The sequence below is a fragment of the Hippea alviniae EP5-r genome (assembly GCF_000420385.1).
GTDB lineage: Bacteria > Campylobacterota_A > Desulfurellia > Desulfurellales > Hippeaceae > Hippea > Hippea alviniae.
Genome location: NZ_ATUV01000002.1, coordinates 114,951 through 131,877, shown reverse-complemented (window position 1 = coordinate 131,877; position 16,927 = coordinate 114,951). Strand labels below are relative to the sequence as shown.

Sequence of the window (16,927 nt, the reverse complement as noted above, 5' to 3'; positions counted from 1 at the left end):
ATTTTTAGGAGGTTAGTTATGTTAGCAAATGCTAAGATTAGTATTATCGGTGCAGGTCAGGTCGGCGGAACGACCATGTTGAGAATCGCTGAGAAGGAACTTGCAAAGACAGTTGTATTGTTGGACATCGTTGAAGGTTTGCCACAGGGTAAAGCATTGGATGAGATGGAAGCAGCACCAATTGAAGGTTTTGATACTGAAATCATCGGAACAAACGATTACAAAGATACAGAGAATTCAGACATTGTAATTATCACATCTGGCATGCCAAGAAAACCGGGAATGAGCAGAGATGACCTGCTTGAAAAGAATGTTAAAATAATGAAGGATGTTGCAGAGAAGGTTGCAAAATACTCTCCTGATGCAATCGTAATCGTTGTTGCTAACCCGCTTGATGCTATGGTTTATGCAGCAAAGAAAGTTGGTGGCTTTGCAGACAATAAACTTATGGGACAGGCTGGTTGTCTTGACTCTACAAGGTTTGCAAGATTCATCGCTTGGGAAGCTAAATGTTCTGTAAAGGCTGTTCAAGCTATGACATTAGGTGGTCATGGAGATGACATGGTTCCATTAACAAGCTACTCTACAGTAAGAGGTGTTCCTATAACAAAGATTTTTGATAAAGAGACGATTGATAGGCTTGTTGAAAGAACGAGAAAGGGTGGTGGAGAAATCGTATCGCTCTTAAAGACTGGTTCTGCTTTCTATGCAACTGCTTCTGCTGTTGTTCAAATGGTTGAAGCAATCGTAAAGGATACAAAAGATATACTGCCATGCGCAGTTAAGACACAGGGCAAGTACGGACTTGACCCAGACCTGTTTGTTGGTTTGCCAGCAAAATTGGGTCAGAACGGTGTTGAAGAGGTCGTCGAGCTTGACCTTACAGATGAGGAATTGGCAGCATTAAAGGCTTCTGCTGACCATGTAAAGGAACTCTGCAATAGAATCGAGGAGCTTAAACTCTTATAAAAAACATGAAAGGAAGCCAAAAATGGCAGAAGTAAGAAATATAAGCGTGAAGGATGTTGAAGAGGCCGTCTACAAGCTTGCCCTTGAGGCGGCCTATCATATACCAGAGGATGTTTTAGAAGCCGAGAAGAGAGCTTATGAGAAAGAGAAATCACCGGTTGCGAAACAGGTGCTTGAGACAATTTTTCAAAATATAGAAGTGTCCGCAAAAGAGGAGTTTCCACTCTGTCAGGATACAGGTTTGGCTGTTATCTTCCTTGAAGTTGGTCAAGATGTTCACTTTGTTGACGGATATCTTGTTGATGCCATAAATAAGGGCGTTGAGAGAGCCTACAAAGATGGATATTTGAGAAAGTCAACCTGCCACCCGTTGACAAGGGAGAATTACGGCAACAACCTGCCTGCTGTTATCCATACATTTGTCGTGCCGGGCAACAAGGTAAAGATTATCTTTGATGCCAAGGGTGGCGGTAGTGAGTCGATGAGTAAGGTTCAGATGCTTAAGCCTGCTGATGGAAGAGACGGTATAATTCAGACGGTTGTTGATTGGGTTATTCAGGCAGGTCCAAACCCATGCCCACCAGTCATAGTTGGTGTTGGCATAGGCGGAGATTTTGAAAGAGCTGCTGTTATGGCAAAACATGCCACATTGAGAAAGGTTGGACAGCCAAGTGATGACCCAGTGTTAGCAGAGATGGAGCAGGAGATTTTTGAGAAAATCAACAACTCCGGTATAGGTCCTGCTGGTTTGGGTGGTTTAACAACCTGCTTGGGTGTTCATATAGAAATGGAGCCATGCCACATAGCAACACTTCCGTTGGGTATCAACATTGCCTGCCATGTGAACAGGCATAAAGAAATAGAGCTTTAAGGAGTTTGAGATGGCAGAGTATAAATTGACAACTCCTTTAACTGATGAAGATATAATTAAGTTAAAGGCAGGAGATAAGGTATATTTGTCTGGCGTTGTATATACGGCAAGAGATGCAGCTCATATGAGAATGGTTAAAGCGCTGGATGAAGGCAAAGAGTTGCCGTTTGATATTAAAGGTCAGATTATCTACTATGTTGGTCCTTCTCCGGCTCGCCCAGGCAAACCGATAGGTTCTGCAGGTCCAACAACGAGCTACAGAATGAACCCATTTGCTCCAAGGCTTATCTCTTTGGGTCAAAAGGGTATGATAGGCAAAGGTAAGATGAGCGATGAAGTAAAACAGGCATGCATTCAGTATAAAGCATGTTATTTTGTCTCTATTGGTGGTGCTGCTGCAGTTGTAGGGAGTTCTGTTAAGGAAGCCGAAATTATAGCTTATCCTGAACTTGGGCCTGAAGCCGTTAGAAAGCTTGTAGTAGAGGACATGCCGTTATTTGTTTGTTATGACGCTCATGGAAACGATTTGTATGAGATGGCTAAAAAGGAGTGGGCTAATAAGTATAATTTGGCTTAATAAGTTAATAAAAGGGGCAGTTGTTGTTAACTGCTCCTTGATTTTTTAAATCTTGACAAATAGTTAGAGTTGTGCTATTGAAACTTAAAAATTTTGAGAAAGGAGGTCAGAGGTTGCACTAAGGTGCAGCCGAGGAGGACTATGGATTGGTATAGAGGTCGTCCGCATCATATCCAGTATAAGTGGCATGAAGGCTTTATAGCCTGGGTATTCCACAGGATTACGGGTCTTTTGTTGATTCTTTATCTGTTCTTGCATGAATGGGTAATTTCCACTCTTCAGAATCCTGCTGGATTCCAGAAGGCTATGGCAGCATTGGAGAACCCTGTTTTTAAGTTGCTTGAAGTTGGTCTGTGGTTGGTAGCAAGTTATCATGCTATCAACGGTTTAAGGGTTATCTTGGTTAATTTTGCAGGTGCAGCAGAGAGGGAGAATTACCAGGGTAATGTATGGATTTTCTGGGTAATTTTCGCGATCGTGTTTGTGGCTGGTGCAATTCCTATGCTTATGCAAGTATAAAAAAGGGAGGTTTAGGTCGTCATGATGTATATGAGAGGGTTTATTGATAGATATCAAGGTTCGGGCAAAGGCGGCGATTTAAGCTGGCTTTTGCAAAGGGTGTCTGGTGTTGCACTGCTTGTTCTTTTACTTGGACACTTCTTTATAGAGCACTTTACGGGTGCACCAGTTGATTATCAGCATGTGGCTGCGAGATTAGCTTCTCCTTTGTGGAAAGTGTTTGATTTAACATTCGTTGTTTTTGCTCTCTATCACGGAATTAATGGCATATTTATGAATATTGAAGATTATGTTCACTCTGGCTGGAGAGTTTTCTGGAAGGGTTTCTTCTGGGTTGTTGGTATTCTCTATCTGGTTTTGGCAGCCATAACTATTTTGCCATTCAAAGGTTAAAAAAGGAGGTTAGGAATAATGGCTAATATTTCGTATAGATACGAAGTTGCTGATGTTGTTATAGTTGGTGCTGGTGGTGCAGGTCTTGCGGCTGCTGTTCAGACTGGCCTTGCTAAGTTAAAAACAGCTGTTATAACAGAAGTTTTTCCGACAAGGTCTCACACAGTTTCTGCTCAGGGCGGTATAGCAGCAGCTATTGCAAACATGGACGAAGATTACTGGATTTGGCACATGTATGATACCGTAAAAGGTTCTGACTATCTTGGTGACCAGGACGCGATAGAAGAGTTCGTTAAAAACGCTCCTTTAGCAATCTATGAACTTGAGCACTGGGGCGTTCCATTCTCAAGAAATGAAAACGGGACAATTTATCAGAGAGCATTTGGTGGCCAGACAAGAAACTTCGGTGAGACAATAGCTCACAGAAGCTGCGCAATTGCTGATAGGTCTGGTCATGCTATGTTGCATGCTCTCTTTGAGAGAACCTTAAGGCCAGATATAGCTCCTTATGTAAGCTACTATGTTGAATATCTTGCACTTGAGCTGTTCAGAAACCCAGAAACAGGCAAAGTATTTGGTGTTCTTGCTTGGGATATGGTTAACGGTGGATTGCATGCGTTCTTTGCGAAAGCTGTTATCTTTGCAACAGGTGGAAGTTTGAGAAACTTTAGAACAAATACGAACGCTCACATCAACACAGGCGACGGCTTATACATGGCATTAAAGGCTGGTATTCCTATAGAAGACCCAGAGTTCATACAGTTCCACCCAACAGGAATCTACGGCGTTGGAAACCTGATTACTGAAGGCGTTAGAGGCGAAGGTGGATACTTGATTAACTCCGAAGGCGAGCGCTTCATGAAGAAGTATGCTCCGCATGTTCTTGACCTTGCTTCCAGAGATGTTGTTTCAAGGTCAATGACACTTGAAGTTAGGGCAGGTCGTGGCGTTGGTCCTAAAAAAGACCATGTTCTTCTTAAGCTTGACCATCTTGGCAAAGACTTCATTATGGAAAAATTGCCAGGAATTTGGGAGCTTGCATATAAATTTGTTGGCGTTGATTGTACAAAAGAGCCTATTCCTGTTGAGCCTTCCGCTCACTATCAGATGGCTGGTATTCCTACAAATGTTAAGAGTGAAGTTGTTATCTGGGATGGTGAGAAAGAAGTTAGAGTTCCGGGCTTCTATGCAGCTGGTGAATGCTCTTGCCAGTCTCTGCATGGTGCAAACAGGCTTGGAACAAACTCCTTGATTGACCTTGTTGTAAGTGGTAAACAGGCTGGATTCAATGCTGCTAAATACATAATTGAAGAAGATCCACCAGCTCCATTACCAGCAGAAGACTTCTGGGCAGAGAAGTTCGGTAAGGAGACTGTAGAGAAAATTAAGGAACTCTATGATGGTCCTGCAGGCAACATTAAGTATCAGGATATCTTCTATCCATTGAGAGACTCCATGCAGGAGAACATGTCGGTCTTTAGAGAAGAAGAAGGCTTGAAGAAAGAGCTTAAGATACTTGATGAGCTTCAAGAGAAATTCAATCAGATGGGATTGGCAGATAAGAGCTTGCACTTCAATAGCGAACTCGTTGAATACTTTGAATTAAGGTCTCTGTTGACACTTTCCAAGATAGAGACAATGGCAGCCTTGAATAGAACAGAGAGTAGAGGCGGTCATTATAGAGAAGACTATCCAGAAAGAGATGATAAGAACTGGCTGAAACATACACTCGTTTATCTTGATGAAGATGGCTCTATAAGGTTTGATTATAAACCAGTTAGGATGAAGGGAGCTACAGCACCAACATTTGAACCCAAGAAGAGGGTTTACTAAAGGTAAGGAGGAGTAAATAATGGCATTGAATGTTGGAGATAAAGTGATATTTAAGATTTTCAGATATGACCCTGAAAAGGATAAGGCTCCTTACTATAAAGATTATGAAGTAACCATTACCCGAAAGGGTATGATGGTGCTTGATGGTCTGAATCAGATCAAGTGGGAGCAAGACCCCACTTTGAGCTATAGAAGGAGCTGCCGTGAAGGTGTCTGCGGTTCTGACGGAATGAACATCAACGGCATGAACACAGTCTCTTGTATGGCTCACATAGAAGATTACAATAGCGATGTGCTTGTTATTAAACCGCTTCCCGGATTTCCTATAGTAAAAGACCTTGTGTGCGATTTTGATGACTTCTTCAATAAATACTATGCAGTTAAGCCTTACTTGATAGAGAAGACACCACCACCATTGAGAGAGAGACTTCAGAGTGTTGAAGATAGAAAGAAGCTTGATGGTCTTTATGAGTGTATATTGTGCGGATGTTGTTCAAGCTCCTGTCCATCTTACTGGGCAGACCCAGACTATCTTGGACCATCTGCCCTGCTTAACGCTGCAAGATTTGTTCTTGATACAAGGGATGAAGGCTCTGACGAAAGGCTTGATGTTGTCAACAATATACATGGTGTCTGGAGATGCCATACAATTCTCAACTGTATCCATGCATGTCCAAAGGAGCTCAACCCGACGAAGGCTATTGCTGCACTTCAGAAAGAGATACTCAAGAGAAAATACTAAGAAACAAAAAGACGGGGGCTTTAAGCCCCCCTTTAATTTTTTATTGATTTGACAAGAGAAGTTGCTTCACCTTCTCCAAAGCGTGTTGTTATCAGGTCTCCTTCTTTTATCTGAGATATGCTTCTTATAGGTTTTCCACTTTCATCAAAGGTAATTGAATAACCCTTTTTCAGAATAGATAAAGGTGATAAGTTTTCTATCTTTGATGTTAAGATTTCAATTCTCTGTCTTTTATTTTTTATCGTCAGTTTGAACCTGTTTTCTATCTCTTGATGGTATGGTTTTAAAAGCTGTTGTTTGTTTTTTATGATAAGTTGAATTGAGCGATTTATACTTGTATTAAAGTGTTTTAAATGCTCTTTTGATACTCTTAATTTCTCCTGCGGACTTAAAAGATTTATTCTGTTTTTTAGTTGCTCAACTTTTCTTTCCTTCTGCATGATTAATCGTTTGATTGAGGAGTTTATGTTATCCGTCAATCTGTCTAAGTGAATAATTTTATTCTCAAGCAGTCCTTTTAGCCGCATTGCATTTCTTTGTGTTGAAAAGTTTTTGAGTTTTTGACCCTTTAGATTTAGGAGCTTTTGTGTAAGAATGGTTATGTAATCTCTGATTCTGTTTATCCTTTCGATTAGCTCGAGTCTTTTTTCTGTCAGCATCTCTGCAGCGGCAGAAGGTGTCTCTGCTCTTTTGTCTGCTACGAAGTCGCACAGTGTTGTATCTATCTGGTGCCCTATTGCGCTTATTGTTGGAAATTTTAAGTTGAACAGAGCCTTTGCTATGTCTGGGTCGTTGAATATCCATAGGTCTTCTTCTGAACCACCGCCTCTTGCTAAGACGGCCACATCTATCTCTTCTTCTATAAAGTTTGCCTGTTTTAATGCGTTGAGAATGCTGTTTTTTGCCAAATTTCCCTGAACTGTTATAGGATAAATCAAAATCTCTACGCCCTTACTTCTTCTTTGTATTATGTTAATGATGTCCCTTACTGCTGCACCCGTTATGCTGCTGAATAATAAGATTCTCTTTGGTATCTCGGGTATAGGCCTTTTTCTATCAAAATAACCCAGAGCCTTGAACTCTTTTTTTAGCTTCTCAAGGTCGTAAAATTTTTTGCCTTCACCTGCCTCCTTTATTGCTTCAACAACTAAACTGTATTCACCGCCCTTTAGGTATACCGAGATATGGCCAAAAACCTTTAACTTTAGTCCATTTTTTGGTTTTACTTTGAACCAGTTTATGCGTGATTTATAGATGATGCACTTGAGTGCTGCATGCTCGTCGATTAGCAAAAAATAGAGATGACCGCTTGATGAAGGTCTTACATTAGAAACTTCACCTTCAACCCAAATGCCGTAAAAACTGCCCTGAAGAAGCTCATCTATCTGTTTTGTTAGCTCTGAGACTGTATATGTCTTAACGGCCATGTTTTCCTATGGATTTTAGCGACTCTTTTATTAAATCTTCGAGTTTTACGGAATTATCTTTTGAGTATATCTCTTTTACGGTTTTTTCGGATTCCTGTTTGGAAAAGCCTAAGGATATAAGCGTCTCTATAGCGTCAGATACTACAGAAGGTATATTTAGCTCATCATTTGGTATCTTATTTGATAGTTCAACAATGATGTTTAAAGCTGTTTTTTTACCTATGCCGGGTATTTGCGTAAGTAACTCTTTGTCCTGTTTCTGAATAGCTGCATAAAACTCTTCAACGGATATGTTTGAGAGTATGGATATTGCAGTCTGTGGGCCTATTTTTGAGATTTTTCTTAACTCATTAAACAGATTTTTCTCTTCTTTTGTTGCAAAGCCATAAAGCTTTATGCTCTTTTCTCCGATTACAAGCTCAACAAACAGTCTGCATCTTTTGTTTGTGTTTGGGAGCTTATCGAATGTTGATAGTGGTATCGTTAGGTTAAACTCTATTCCATTTACATCAATTACTGCCTTTAGGTTTGATTTTTCCCTTAAGATTCCTGATAGTGCTTCTATCATTTTAAACTATTTCCACTTTGAGCTTATCCCATGTTTTGCACTTTGGGCATCTAAATGATAGTTTGTAAGCCGAATGACCACAGTTTGTGCAGGTGTATCTTATTGGGCGTATATCTGTTTTGCTTAAGAATAGCTTTATGAACTTGTCGTCCGCTTCCGAGCTTGCAAGGTATCGCTTTAAAATATACAAACTTGAGATGCCGTTTTTTATCAGCTTTTTGTAAAGAGATAGAGCTTTTTTCTCTTGATTGATGCTAAAGTATGACTCGGCTGCAAAAAAGAGAATAAACTGGTTGTCTGGTAGTTCGTAAAGAAGGTTTTTGATTGCTTTTTTTAAAGTTGTTTCATCTTTTATTCTTGATAGAGCAAGATTGCACAGCTCTGGCCTTATTTTGCATACACTCTCCCATAGCTGGTAGGCTTTTTCTAATTTGCCATAATTGAAATATATATCACCAAGATGCAGAAGTGCATCAACACACTCTTTATACTCCTTTAAGGCTTTTTCAAAGTTCTTTTTTGCTGCTTCTGTGTCGTTCTCTTTTAGCTTGTCTTTCCCAAGCTCTGTGTAAATATGTGCAAGTATGTGCTTGTCTGTTCCGTCAAACCTTTTATGCCAGACTAAAGCGTTCTCCCAATCCCTCGAATCTTCATAAACTTCATACAGCATCCTTTTTGCTGTCATATTCTTTGGGTCTATCGATAGAGCATCTTTGAAGTATTTTTTTGCTCTGTCATAAAGCCCTGCTTTTCTGTAGTCTATGCCAACATTTAGATATATCTCGAGTTTCTTATCTTTACTTAAATCGGATTTTGCAAGCAGACTTTTGTGTATTATTAGGGCTCTATTTATCTCGCCTTTTTTTCTAAAGAGATTACCTATGCTTACATAGATGTCTATCATGTCAGGGTCTAACTTTGCCGTTGCAGTTAGCTCCTGAATTGCCTTGTCTGTCTCATCTTCTATGATGTAATTGATACCTTTTATATAGCTTTCGAGCTTTCTTTTGTCTATGTTCTCCTTTTTCTGTTTGCTTATAAGTGCGATATAGACAAGAAGTGCTCCTATAAATAAGCCTACTGTAAATATTGCTATTTGACTGTGTATTATGGCGGTAAATATCTGTTCAACATTTACGGACATTGCATCACTCTTTTGTTATCGTTAGTTGTCTGAGCTGGGCTATCTCTTCTTTTAGGGCTTTTATCTCTCTCTCTTTGTTTTTTAGGTTTCTTTTTAGTCCGAGCTCGTCTATGAACATAAAAAACCAGCCTATAAAGATACCTATAAAAACGGAGATAAACACAACAAGCCAAAGCGGCATGTTCTCAAACTTTATGCCCAAATAACTGACATTAACGGTTTGCGTATTGTAAATGATGAAAATCCCCAATACGGCAAGGACAAAAACTATAGATATAACCCTTATTACAGTCATTATAGTACTCCTTTAAGTTTTTTGTATGTCTCTTTTAGGGATTCAGATATAACTTTTGTGTCAGATAGTATAGGCATGAAGTTTGTATCGCCGTTCCATCGCGGGACGATATGGATATGAATATGGTCATCTATACCAGCACCTGCACTCCTGCCGAGATTCATGCCGAGATTGAAGCCATCAGGGTTCATCACCTTTTTTAATATCTCTATGCATTTATTTGTCAATTTAAACATGTCAAGCTGCTCTTCTTCTGTTAGCTCTATTGGATTGCTTATGTGTCTGTTTGGCACAACCATTAAATGTCCTGCATTGTAAGGATATAGATTCATAATGATGAATGAGTGTTTTGACCTAAACAGGACGAGTTTTTCTTCATCGTTTTTTGAGTTAAATGCATTGCAGAAGACACAGCCATCTTCTTTCTTATCTGATAAAATGTATCCTATACGCCATGGAGCCCATAATTTATCCATCTTTTCTCACCCTTAAAACTTTCTTTTGTCTATTACCCTTTTTGCCTTGCCTTCGCTCCTCTGAATTGAGTTTGGCTCAACCAGTTTTACATCAACTTCAATGCCGAGTGTTGTTTTTAGCTCTGCATTTATTCTGTCAAGCAGCTGTTTTTGTTTCTTCATCTCATCGAAAAAGAGATTTGCATTTGCTTCAACCATTACGGTTATCGTATCAAGGTTATTGATTCTGTCAACGATTATCTGATAATGCGGAGATATACCTTCAATGTTAAATAAAACTTCTTCTATCTGACTCGGGAAGATGTTGACGCCTCTTATTATGAGCATGTCGTCTGTTCTGCCTATGGGTTTGTCCATTCTTGCAAAACTTCTTCCGCATTTGCAAGGTTCTTTTGTTATTCTTGTTATGTCTCGTGTTCTATATCTAAACACCGGCAGGGCTTCTTTGGTTAGGCTTGTGATAACCAGCTCGCCGTATTCTCCGTCTTTTGCTGGTTGGCCTGTTTCTGGGTTGATTATTTCGGCTATGAAGTGGTCTTCAGCTATGTGCATGCCGTTCTGAGCTTCGCACTCACCAGCAACACCAGGCCCGATTATCTCGCTCAGTCCATAATTGTCATAGGCTTTTATGCCTAAGTTTTCTTCTATCTTTTTGCGCATCTGCTCGCTCCATGGTTCAGCACCGAACATACCTATGCGCAGCTTTAAGTCCTTCTTAGGGTCTATGCCTATTTTCCTTGCAACTTCTCCAATATAGAGTGCATAACTTGGTGTGCAGACAAGCACCGTTGCGCCGTAATCCTGCATTATCATTACCTGTCTCTTTGTATTTCCGCTTGATGCAGGTATAATGGCTGCACCAATCTTTTCAAGTCCATAATGAAGGCCAAAACCACCAGTAAATAGACCGTATCCAAAGGCTATCTGGACAATATCTTCGTCGTTTACTCCAGCTGCTGCAGCTATCCTTGCAACTAAATTACTCCATGTTTCTATATCCTTTCGTGTGTATGCAACAACGGTTGGTTTTCCTGTTGTGCCGCTTGATGAGTGAATTCTTACTATTTCCTTCATTGGGCGAGCTAAAAGCCCAAACGGATAGTTGTCTCTGAAATCTATCTTTGTTGTAAATGGCAGTTTTCTTATGTCTTCTATAGATTTTATTGACTCTTTGGTTATACCTGCTTCTTCAAACTTCTTTCTATAAAACGGCACATTCTTGTAGGCGTATTCTATCTTTTCCCTTAAAAGTTCAACCTGCAACTCTTCTATGCTTTTTCTATCCATAGTTTCCTTTTCTTTTTCCCAGAACATCACTCCCCCTAAATCCTTTCGAAGTATTCTTCATCAAGTAGCTCTGCACCTGCTTTTAGAAGCTTCTCTATGGCTTCGTCTATCTCTTCAAACTTAAACAGCATAACGGCTTTGTTGTCTAAGTTATTTACAAATGTGTACATGTACTCTATGTTTAAGTCCAAGTCGCTTATAAGTTTTAATAAATCACTCAAACCGCCAACCTTATCACTTATGGCAACAGCTATGACAGGGTTTGTCTTTACTATAAAGTTTGCTTCCTGTAAGGCTTCAAATGCTTCGCTTGGTTTGTCAACCACGAATCTTAAAATACCAAAGTCCATCGTGTCTGCAAGGCTCATAGCTCTAATATTGACACCTGCTTCTTTTAAAACCCTTGTTGTGTTGTAGAATCTGCCCTTTTTATTTTCTATAAAGACGCTTATTTGGGTTATTCTGTATTTTGATGTCTCCATCACTTCCCCCTTGAAAATCGTTTTCTTTTGAAGTATAACTATTATGGCAAAACATTCAATAATTTTTGCACATCTTTTCCTATATTGCTTGAAAAAAATGGAGAATTGTGTATATACTTGGGTCAAAATTTACGGTAGGGGGTAAGCATGGCTATAAAGATTGCTATCAATGGTTTTGGAAGGATAGGAAGAGCCTTTTTTAGAACTGCAATAGGCTATGACGATATAGATATAGTTGCAATAAACGATTTAACAGATGCTCATACACTTGCCCATCTTTTGAAATACGATTCGGTTCACGGTGTGTTAAGGGAACACGAGATAAAGTCTGAAGATGATGAGATTATTTTTGATGGAAAGAGAATAAAGGTTTACGCAGAGACAAACCCTGCCAATCTGCCGTGGAAGGATTTGGGTGTTGATTTAGTTATAGAGTCAACGGGAAGATTTAGGACTAAAGATAAAGCCGAGCTTCACCTTAAGGCTGGAGCAAAAAAGGTTGTGATAAGTGCACCGGCTAAAGGTGGAGATGTGCCAACAGTTGTTCTTGGTGTGAACGATGAAGGATTTGATTTTAAAGGCAATAATGTTATCTCAAATGCATCTTGCACAACAAACTGCGTTGCTCCGATAGCTAAAATTTTGCACGATAGCTTCACCATTATCCATGGTTTTATGACAACAGTTCACTCATATACAAACGACCAGAGAATTTTGGATTTGCCGCATAAGGATTTAAGAAGGGCTCGTGCAGCAGCAGAGAATATCATACCCACAACAACAGGTGCTGCAATAGCCGTTGGCATTGTTGTGCCATCCTTGAAAGGTAAGCTTGATGGAATATCTATTAGGGTTCCGACTTCCAATGTCTCTATAGTTGACCTTGTTGTTGAAGTCGAGAAGAAGACGAGCATCGAAGAGGTAAACGAAGCCGTTAAAAAGGCATCAGAGACAAATATGAAGGGTATCGTTGAGTATATTGATGAGCCTGTTGTATCAAAGGATTTGAATGGCAATCCATATTCGAGCATATTTGACAGTCTTGAGACGATGGTTATTGATGGAACGCTTATTAAGGTGCTCTCTTGGTATGACAATGAGTGGGGATACTCTTCAAGGCTTAGAGACCTTGTTCTAAGGATAGCAAAAGAGGGGTTTTAAAATGAAAGTGATAAACGAGATAGACATAACAGGCAAAAGGGTTTTTATACGATGCGACTTCAATGTGCCAATGGATGAAAACGGTAATATAACGGACGATAACCGTATAAGGGCTGCTCTACCTACGATTCAATATGCCATAGACAATAAGGCAAAAGTTATACTTGCAAGCCATCTTGGAAGGCCAAAAGGCAAAAGAAACCCTAAGTACTCTCTAAAGCCTGTGGCAAAAAGGCTTGCAACAATATTGGGCAAGCCTGTATTGTTTATTGAAGATTTTGAAAATCCAGAAGACAAAGCCAAACTTGAAGCTTTAAAAGATGGTGATGTTGCACTCCTTGAGAATTTGAGATTTTGGGAAGGAGAAGAGAAGAACTCAAAGGAGTTTGCTTTAAAACTCAAAGAGCTGTTTGATGTGTATGTAAATGATGCCTTTGGTGTTTGCCATAGAAAACACGCATCCGTCTATGCTTTAGCTGAGATTTCCGAGATAGCTGCTATAGGGTTCTTGCTTAAGAAAGAGCTTGAATACTTCGACAAGATATTTACCATTGAAGAGAAGCCGTTTGTTGCAGTAATCGGTGGAGCAAAAATTTCTGGTAAGTTGGACTGCTTGCTCAACCTTTTAAACAGGGCAGATAAGATTATAATAGGTGGTGCTCAAGCATTTACATTCTTAAGGGCTTTGGGTTATAAAACGGGCAATAGCCTTGTTGAAGAAGAGTTGATTGACGAAGCAAAAAGGGTGATGGATGAAGCAGGCAGAAAAGGGGTAAAGTTATATCTGCCTGTCGATTTTGTCTGTTCAACTTCACCAGAAGATGAGAGCGGCTATGTTATAAAGCCGTATCAGGAGATACCAAAGGGTATGATGGGCCTTGATATAGGTCCTGCATCAATTGAGCTGTTTAGGGAAGTATTGTCAGATGCAAAGGTTGTTGTCTGGAATGGACCTATGGGAGTTTTTGAAGTTAAGGCATTTGCACACGGAACAAACAGGATAGCTCAGATAATAGGGAGTTTAAACGCCTTAAAGGTTGTTGGTGGTGGCGATACGGCAGATGCAGTTGAAAGAGCTGGTGAAAGTGATAATATGAGCTATATCTCAACAGGTGGCGGGGCATCTCTGAAGCTGCTTGAAGGTAAAACCCTGCCAGCTGTGGAAGTTTTGGAGAAGAAACAATGAGAAGAAGTATAATAGCTGCTAACTGGAAGATGCACTTCGATATGGAGAGAGCTGTTGAAGTTGCAAGGCAGATGGTTGAAAAGGTTAAGTCCGACTCAGAGATTATAGTCTGTCCGTCGTTTGTGTTTTTGGATAGGTTGAGCGGGATATTCCTAAACTCACAGATAAAGCTTGGTGCTCAGAATATGTGCTTTAAAGAAGAAGGTGCGTTTACAGGAGAAGTCTCGCCTATAATGATTAGAGGTGTTGGATGTGAGTATGTGATTTTGGGTCATTCAGAGAGAAGGCATATATTCGGTGAGAACGATGTCGATATACATAAGAAGGTTGTAAGTGCTATAGAACATGAGCTAAAGCCAATTGTCTGTGTTGGTGAGACATTAAGTGAGAGAAATAATGGCAAGGCTTTTGATATAGTTGAAAGACAGATTGTCTCTGCCTTAGATGGTGTTGACCTTGATAAAGTTGTTGTAGCTTATGAGCCTGTTTGGGCTATAGGCACGGGTGTTGCAGCGGATAACAAAACTATAACCGAAATGCATAAATTTATAAGAGAAATGGTGGGTGATGTTTCTATACTTTACGGTGGCAGTGTGAAGGATACAAACGCAAAAGAGCTTGCAGAGATTGAAGATGTTGACGGATTTTTGGTTGGTTCTGCAAGTCTTGATGCTGGGAAGTTCTCAAAAATAGCAGAAGAGTTTGATAAGGTAAAGGGAGGGAAATAGATGCTTTCGCTTCTTGTTGTTGTTCAGGTAATTTTGGGTTTTATACTTGTAGGTTTGATTCTTATTCAGAAGGGCAAAGGTGCTGAGATGGGTGTGTCGTTTGGCGCTGGTGCTGCAGATACACTATTTGGCCCAACAGGAGCCATGAGCTTGCTTGCTAAAATCACTTGGGTTTTAGCGTTTTTATTTATGCTTAATTCCATAGGCATATCTTACATGGTCTATAAATCGAATACATCTTCGATGGTTCCTTCAACACCAGCGACGCAAACGCAGGCTCCAAGTTTGCCATCTTCGGCAAAGCCCATAACTAAGTAAATGAGAAGAGTATTACTCTTAGTTGTTTTTGTTTTTTTATCACATGTCTCTTTAGCTAAAACCATATATTTCTCCTTAGGTGCAAACCCTAAGCGCTTTATACCGTTTTTGGCTATCGACTCATCCAGTGCAGAGATATCGTCGTATGTGTTTAATGGACTTTTAAAGCTAAATAAAGATATGCGTATTGTTGGTGATTTAGCCAAAAACTATGAAATTAAGGATGGTGGCAGAAGGATTGTTTTTCATCTAAGGCGTAATGTTTTTTGGCAGGATGGTGTTCCTTTTACGGCAAAAGATGTGATATTTACATACAAGCTTATTACCAATCCCAACACGCCAACACCATACGCAGGCAAATATAAACTGATAAAAAGGATTTATGCACCTGATAATTACACTGTTGTGGTTGAATACCCATACCCTTTTAAGCCTGCTTTATACTCTTGGATGATGGGAATAGTTCCAGAGCATCTGCTTAAAAATACGAAAAACATAGCGACCTGTGAGTTTAACAGAAAACCTATTGGAACAGGTCCTTATATATTGAGACAGTGGAAAGATGGTCAGTATATAACACTTGATGCCTTTAAAGATTACTTTATTCACAAGCCATACATTAGCAAAATCATCTATCGCATAATACCAGATCAGACCACTGCTTTGCTTGAGCTTGAAAATGGTGGGCTTGATATGCTCTCTTTGACACCATTACAGTATGAGTATGAGTTTAAGGGTAAAAGGTTCGCAAAAAGGTATAAGGTCTATTTTGAACCTTCGAGTGCATACACATACTTGGCATTTAATCTGAGGGATAAGCTGTTTAAAGATATACGCATAAGAAAAGCTATCTGTATGGCAATAAATAGAGAAGAGATAAAAAAGGCTATTCTGTTTAATTTTGGTAAAGTTGCAGATAGCATCTACCCACGAAGTTCGCCATATTTTTATCCAAAAACCGTGTGTCATTATGACCCAAAAGGTGCATTGAAGTTGTTGAAAGAAGCTGGCTGGCATAAAGCTGAAGATGGTTTTTTGTATAAGAATGGGCATAAGTTTAGCTTTACTGTCTATACAAACGAAGGCAACGGTGAGAGAAAATATGCTGCTATTATGATTCAAGAGTATTTGCGTCGCATAGGCATAGAGATGAAGATAAGGATACTTGAATGGCAGGCATTTTTAAACTTTGTAAACGAGAGACACTTTGATGCTATTATTTTGGGATGGCAGCTTGGAGCAGACCCGGATATGTATTCAATCTGGGACTCAAAGAGCGATTTTAAGGGCGGTTTTAATTTTGTTGGATTTAGAGATAAGAGGGTTGATAAGCTGATTGAACTTGCAAGAAGGACATTTGATAAAAAGAAATCTCAAAAAATCTATGAGAAGATAAACGATTTAATTGTGCATCAATACCCGTATATTTTTCTTTATTATCCGACTTCCATCGTTGCAGTAAACAAAAATATCAAAGGCATTAAACCTGCAAAGGCAGGCATCACTTACAACATTATCGATTGGAGATATTAGAATTCATCAGGCAGACTCATAGCCTTAACAGGACACACTTTAACACAGTATCCACACGCTATGCATCTATCCTTGTAAAGTTCCACTCTCATTGTTTTTCTATCTTCTATGGTTAGAGCTTCTGTTGGACAGACTGCAACACAGAATCCACAATGATAACACTTTTCTTCGTCTCTTTGGATACTCTCTTCGACAAAGCTTATAGAGACACCATTCTCTTTCAAATAATCTATGCCTTTTGAAAAATCTTCTTTGCTTCCTATTATCTCAAGTGTCAGTATGCCTTCCCTTCTTGGAAATATATTTGCTCTCATTATGTTGAATGTTAAGTCATATTTTTTGCATATATCTGACACCAATGGTTTGTCTGCTATCTCTTTTGGAAATCTCAAAACGACCTTTTTTGAGAACATTTTGC

Annotated in this window: 20 protein-coding genes; 12 read left to right on the top strand and 8 right to left on the bottom strand. The window is 39.6% G+C overall.

Features of this window, described 5'->3' with window-relative positions; genetic code table 11:
- Positions 1-18 precede the first annotated feature (18 nt).
- From mdh to G415_RS0107350, 7 genes are all read left to right on the top strand, one after another.
- Entirely contained in the window at positions 19-969 is a 951-nt protein-coding gene (gene mdh / locus G415_RS0107380; RefSeq protein WP_022671036.1) for a malate dehydrogenase, read from the top strand.
- Positions 970-991: 22 nt separating this feature from the next.
- On the top strand, positions 992-1,840 hold the full coding sequence (locus tag G415_RS0107375) for a fumarate hydratase (RefSeq protein WP_022671035.1): 849 nt from the start codon (positions 992-994) through the stop codon (positions 1,838-1,840).
- A gap of 10 nt (positions 1,841-1,850) precedes the next feature.
- A complete protein-coding gene (locus tag G415_RS0107370; RefSeq protein WP_022671034.1) occupies positions 1,851-2,417 on the top strand; it encodes a Fe-S-containing hydro-lyase in 567 nt (188 codons plus the stop codon).
- Positions 2,418-2,558: 141 nt separating this feature from the next.
- Positions 2,559-2,936 carry a succinate dehydrogenase, cytochrome b556 subunit gene (gene sdhC / locus G415_RS10180; RefSeq protein WP_022671033.1) on the top strand — a complete coding sequence of 126 codons (378 nt, stop codon included), beginning with the start codon at positions 2,559-2,561 and terminating at the stop codon, positions 2,934-2,936.
- Between the two features lie 21 nt (positions 2,937-2,957).
- A complete protein-coding gene (gene sdhD, locus G415_RS0107360; protein WP_022671032.1) occupies positions 2,958-3,329 on the top strand; it encodes a succinate dehydrogenase, hydrophobic membrane anchor protein in 372 nt (123 codons plus the stop codon).
- Positions 3,330-3,347: 18 nt separating this feature from the next.
- A complete protein-coding gene (sdhA, locus tag G415_RS0107355) occupies positions 3,348-5,162 on the top strand; it encodes a succinate dehydrogenase flavoprotein subunit (RefSeq protein ID WP_022671031.1) in 1,815 nt (604 codons plus the stop codon).
- Positions 5,163-5,181: 19 nt separating this feature from the next.
- Positions 5,182-5,904 carry a succinate dehydrogenase iron-sulfur subunit gene (locus tag G415_RS0107350; RefSeq protein WP_022671030.1) on the top strand — a complete coding sequence of 241 codons (723 nt, stop codon included), beginning with the start codon at positions 5,182-5,184 and terminating at the stop codon, positions 5,902-5,904.
- A 32-nt stretch (positions 5,905-5,936) separates the two neighbouring features.
- Here the strand turns inward: G415_RS0107350 and xseA are convergent, their stop codons facing one another.
- From xseA to G415_RS0107315, 7 genes are read right to left on the bottom strand one after another with little or no spacing between them, the layout of a single operon-like run.
- A complete protein-coding gene (xseA, locus tag G415_RS0107345) occupies positions 5,937-7,331 on the bottom strand; it encodes an exodeoxyribonuclease VII large subunit (RefSeq protein WP_022671028.1) in 1,395 nt (464 codons plus the stop codon).
- Positions 7,321-7,899: a Holliday junction branch migration protein RuvA gene (gene ruvA, locus G415_RS0107340; RefSeq protein ID WP_022671027.1), complete on the bottom strand. Its 579-nt coding sequence runs from the start codon at positions 7,897-7,899 to the stop codon at positions 7,321-7,323. Before ruvA ends, xseA begins: the two co-directional genes overlap by 11 nt.
- A 1-nt stretch (position 7,900) precedes the next feature.
- Complete coding sequence (locus G415_RS0107335) at positions 7,901-9,043, bottom strand: tetratricopeptide repeat protein (RefSeq protein ID WP_022671026.1); 1,143 nt, start codon at positions 9,041-9,043, stop codon at positions 7,901-7,903.
- Between the two features lie 4 nt (positions 9,044-9,047).
- Complete coding sequence (locus G415_RS0107330) at positions 9,048-9,338, bottom strand: LapA family protein (RefSeq protein WP_022671025.1); 291 nt, start codon at positions 9,336-9,338, stop codon at positions 9,048-9,050.
- Complete coding sequence (locus tag G415_RS0107325; RefSeq protein ID WP_022671024.1) at positions 9,338-9,814, bottom strand: HIT family protein; 477 nt, start codon at positions 9,812-9,814, stop codon at positions 9,338-9,340. Before G415_RS0107325 ends, G415_RS0107330 begins: the two co-directional genes overlap by 1 nt.
- Before the next feature lie 12 nt (positions 9,815-9,826).
- Positions 9,827-11,131: a phenylacetate--CoA ligase family protein gene (locus tag G415_RS0107320; RefSeq protein WP_026939654.1), complete on the bottom strand. Its 1,305-nt coding sequence runs from the start codon at positions 11,129-11,131 to the stop codon at positions 9,827-9,829.
- 5 nt (positions 11,132-11,136) lie between these two features.
- Positions 11,137-11,583: an amino acid-binding protein gene (locus G415_RS0107315; protein WP_022671022.1), complete on the bottom strand. Its 447-nt coding sequence runs from the start codon at positions 11,581-11,583 to the stop codon at positions 11,137-11,139.
- Between the two features lie 147 nt (positions 11,584-11,730).
- Between G415_RS0107315 and gap the strand changes: the two genes are divergently transcribed.
- From gap to G415_RS10175, 5 genes are read left to right on the top strand one after another with little or no spacing between them, the layout of a single operon-like run.
- A complete protein-coding gene (gene gap / locus G415_RS0107310) occupies positions 11,731-12,744 on the top strand; it encodes a type I glyceraldehyde-3-phosphate dehydrogenase (protein ID WP_022671021.1) in 1,014 nt (337 codons plus the stop codon).
- A gap of 1 nt (position 12,745) precedes the next feature.
- Complete coding sequence (locus G415_RS11265; RefSeq protein WP_022671020.1) at positions 12,746-13,930, top strand: phosphoglycerate kinase; 1,185 nt, start codon at positions 12,746-12,748, stop codon at positions 13,928-13,930.
- The gene (gene tpiA / locus G415_RS11260) at positions 13,927-14,658 is read left to right on the top strand and encodes a triose-phosphate isomerase (RefSeq protein WP_022671019.1); all 732 of its coding nucleotides are present in this window, start codon (positions 13,927-13,929) and stop codon (positions 14,656-14,658) included. Before G415_RS11265 ends, tpiA begins: the two co-directional genes overlap by 4 nt.
- The gene (secG, locus tag G415_RS0107295; protein WP_022671017.1) at positions 14,659-14,976 is read left to right on the top strand and encodes a preprotein translocase subunit SecG; all 318 of its coding nucleotides are present in this window, start codon (positions 14,659-14,661) and stop codon (positions 14,974-14,976) included. It begins immediately after the preceding gene.
- Positions 14,977-16,509 carry a peptide-binding protein gene (locus tag G415_RS10175; protein ID WP_022671016.1) on the top strand — a complete coding sequence of 511 codons (1,533 nt, stop codon included), beginning with the start codon at positions 14,977-14,979 and terminating at the stop codon, positions 16,507-16,509.
- Here G415_RS10175 and G415_RS0107285 read toward each other — a convergent pair.
- Positions 16,506-16,922: an NIL domain-containing protein gene (locus G415_RS0107285; protein WP_022671015.1), complete on the bottom strand. Its 417-nt coding sequence runs from the start codon at positions 16,920-16,922 to the stop codon at positions 16,506-16,508. The genes G415_RS10175 and G415_RS0107285 overlap by 4 nt on opposite strands.
- Positions 16,923-16,927: the final 5 nt, after the last annotated feature.

What these genes read in the sequence shown, in the direction of transcription:
- G415_RS0107370 (WP_022671034.1), top strand. Translation starts at nt 1,851, where the DNA reads ATGGCAGAGTATAAATTGACAACTCCTTTAACTGATGAAGATATAATT.
- G415_RS10175 (WP_022671016.1), top strand. Translation starts at nt 14,977, where the DNA reads ATGAGAAGAGTATTACTCTTAGTTGTTTTTGTTTTTTTATCACATGTC.
- ruvA (WP_022671027.1), bottom strand. Translation starts at nt 7,899, where the DNA reads ATGATAGAAGCACTATCAGGAATCTTAAGGGAAAAATCAAACCTAAAG.
- G415_RS11265 (WP_022671020.1), top strand. Translation starts at nt 12,746, where the DNA reads ATGAAAGTGATAAACGAGATAGACATAACAGGCAAAAGGGTTTTTATA.
- secG (WP_022671017.1), top strand. Translation starts at nt 14,659, where the DNA reads ATGCTTTCGCTTCTTGTTGTTGTTCAGGTAATTTTGGGTTTTATACTT.
- G415_RS0107325 (WP_022671024.1), bottom strand. Translation starts at nt 9,814, where the DNA reads ATGGATAAATTATGGGCTCCATGGCGTATAGGATACATTTTATCAGAT.
- sdhA (WP_022671031.1), top strand. Translation starts at nt 3,348, where the DNA reads ATGGCTAATATTTCGTATAGATACGAAGTTGCTGATGTTGTTATAGTT.
- tpiA (WP_022671019.1), top strand. Translation starts at nt 13,927, where the DNA reads ATGAGAAGAAGTATAATAGCTGCTAACTGGAAGATGCACTTCGATATG.
- mdh (WP_022671036.1), top strand. Translation starts at nt 19, where the DNA reads ATGTTAGCAAATGCTAAGATTAGTATTATCGGTGCAGGTCAGGTCGGC.
- gap (WP_022671021.1), top strand. Translation starts at nt 11,731, where the DNA reads ATGGCTATAAAGATTGCTATCAATGGTTTTGGAAGGATAGGAAGAGCC.
- sdhC (WP_022671033.1), top strand. Translation starts at nt 2,559, where the DNA reads ATGGATTGGTATAGAGGTCGTCCGCATCATATCCAGTATAAGTGGCAT.
- G415_RS0107315 (WP_022671022.1), bottom strand. Translation starts at nt 11,583, where the DNA reads ATGGAGACATCAAAATACAGAATAACCCAAATAAGCGTCTTTATAGAA.
- G415_RS0107330 (WP_022671025.1), bottom strand. Translation starts at nt 9,338, where the DNA reads ATGACTGTAATAAGGGTTATATCTATAGTTTTTGTCCTTGCCGTATTG.
- G415_RS0107285 (WP_022671015.1), bottom strand. Translation starts at nt 16,922, where the DNA reads ATGTTCTCAAAAAAGGTCGTTTTGAGATTTCCAAAAGAGATAGCAGAC.
- G415_RS0107350 (WP_022671030.1), top strand. Translation starts at nt 5,182, where the DNA reads ATGGCATTGAATGTTGGAGATAAAGTGATATTTAAGATTTTCAGATAT.
- G415_RS0107375 (WP_022671035.1), top strand. Translation starts at nt 992, where the DNA reads ATGGCAGAAGTAAGAAATATAAGCGTGAAGGATGTTGAAGAGGCCGTC.
- sdhD (WP_022671032.1), top strand. Translation starts at nt 2,958, where the DNA reads ATGATGTATATGAGAGGGTTTATTGATAGATATCAAGGTTCGGGCAAA.
- G415_RS0107335 (WP_022671026.1), bottom strand. Translation starts at nt 9,043, where the DNA reads ATGTCCGTAAATGTTGAACAGATATTTACCGCCATAATACACAGTCAA.
- xseA (WP_022671028.1), bottom strand. Translation starts at nt 7,331, where the DNA reads ATGGCCGTTAAGACATATACAGTCTCAGAGCTAACAAAACAGATAGAT.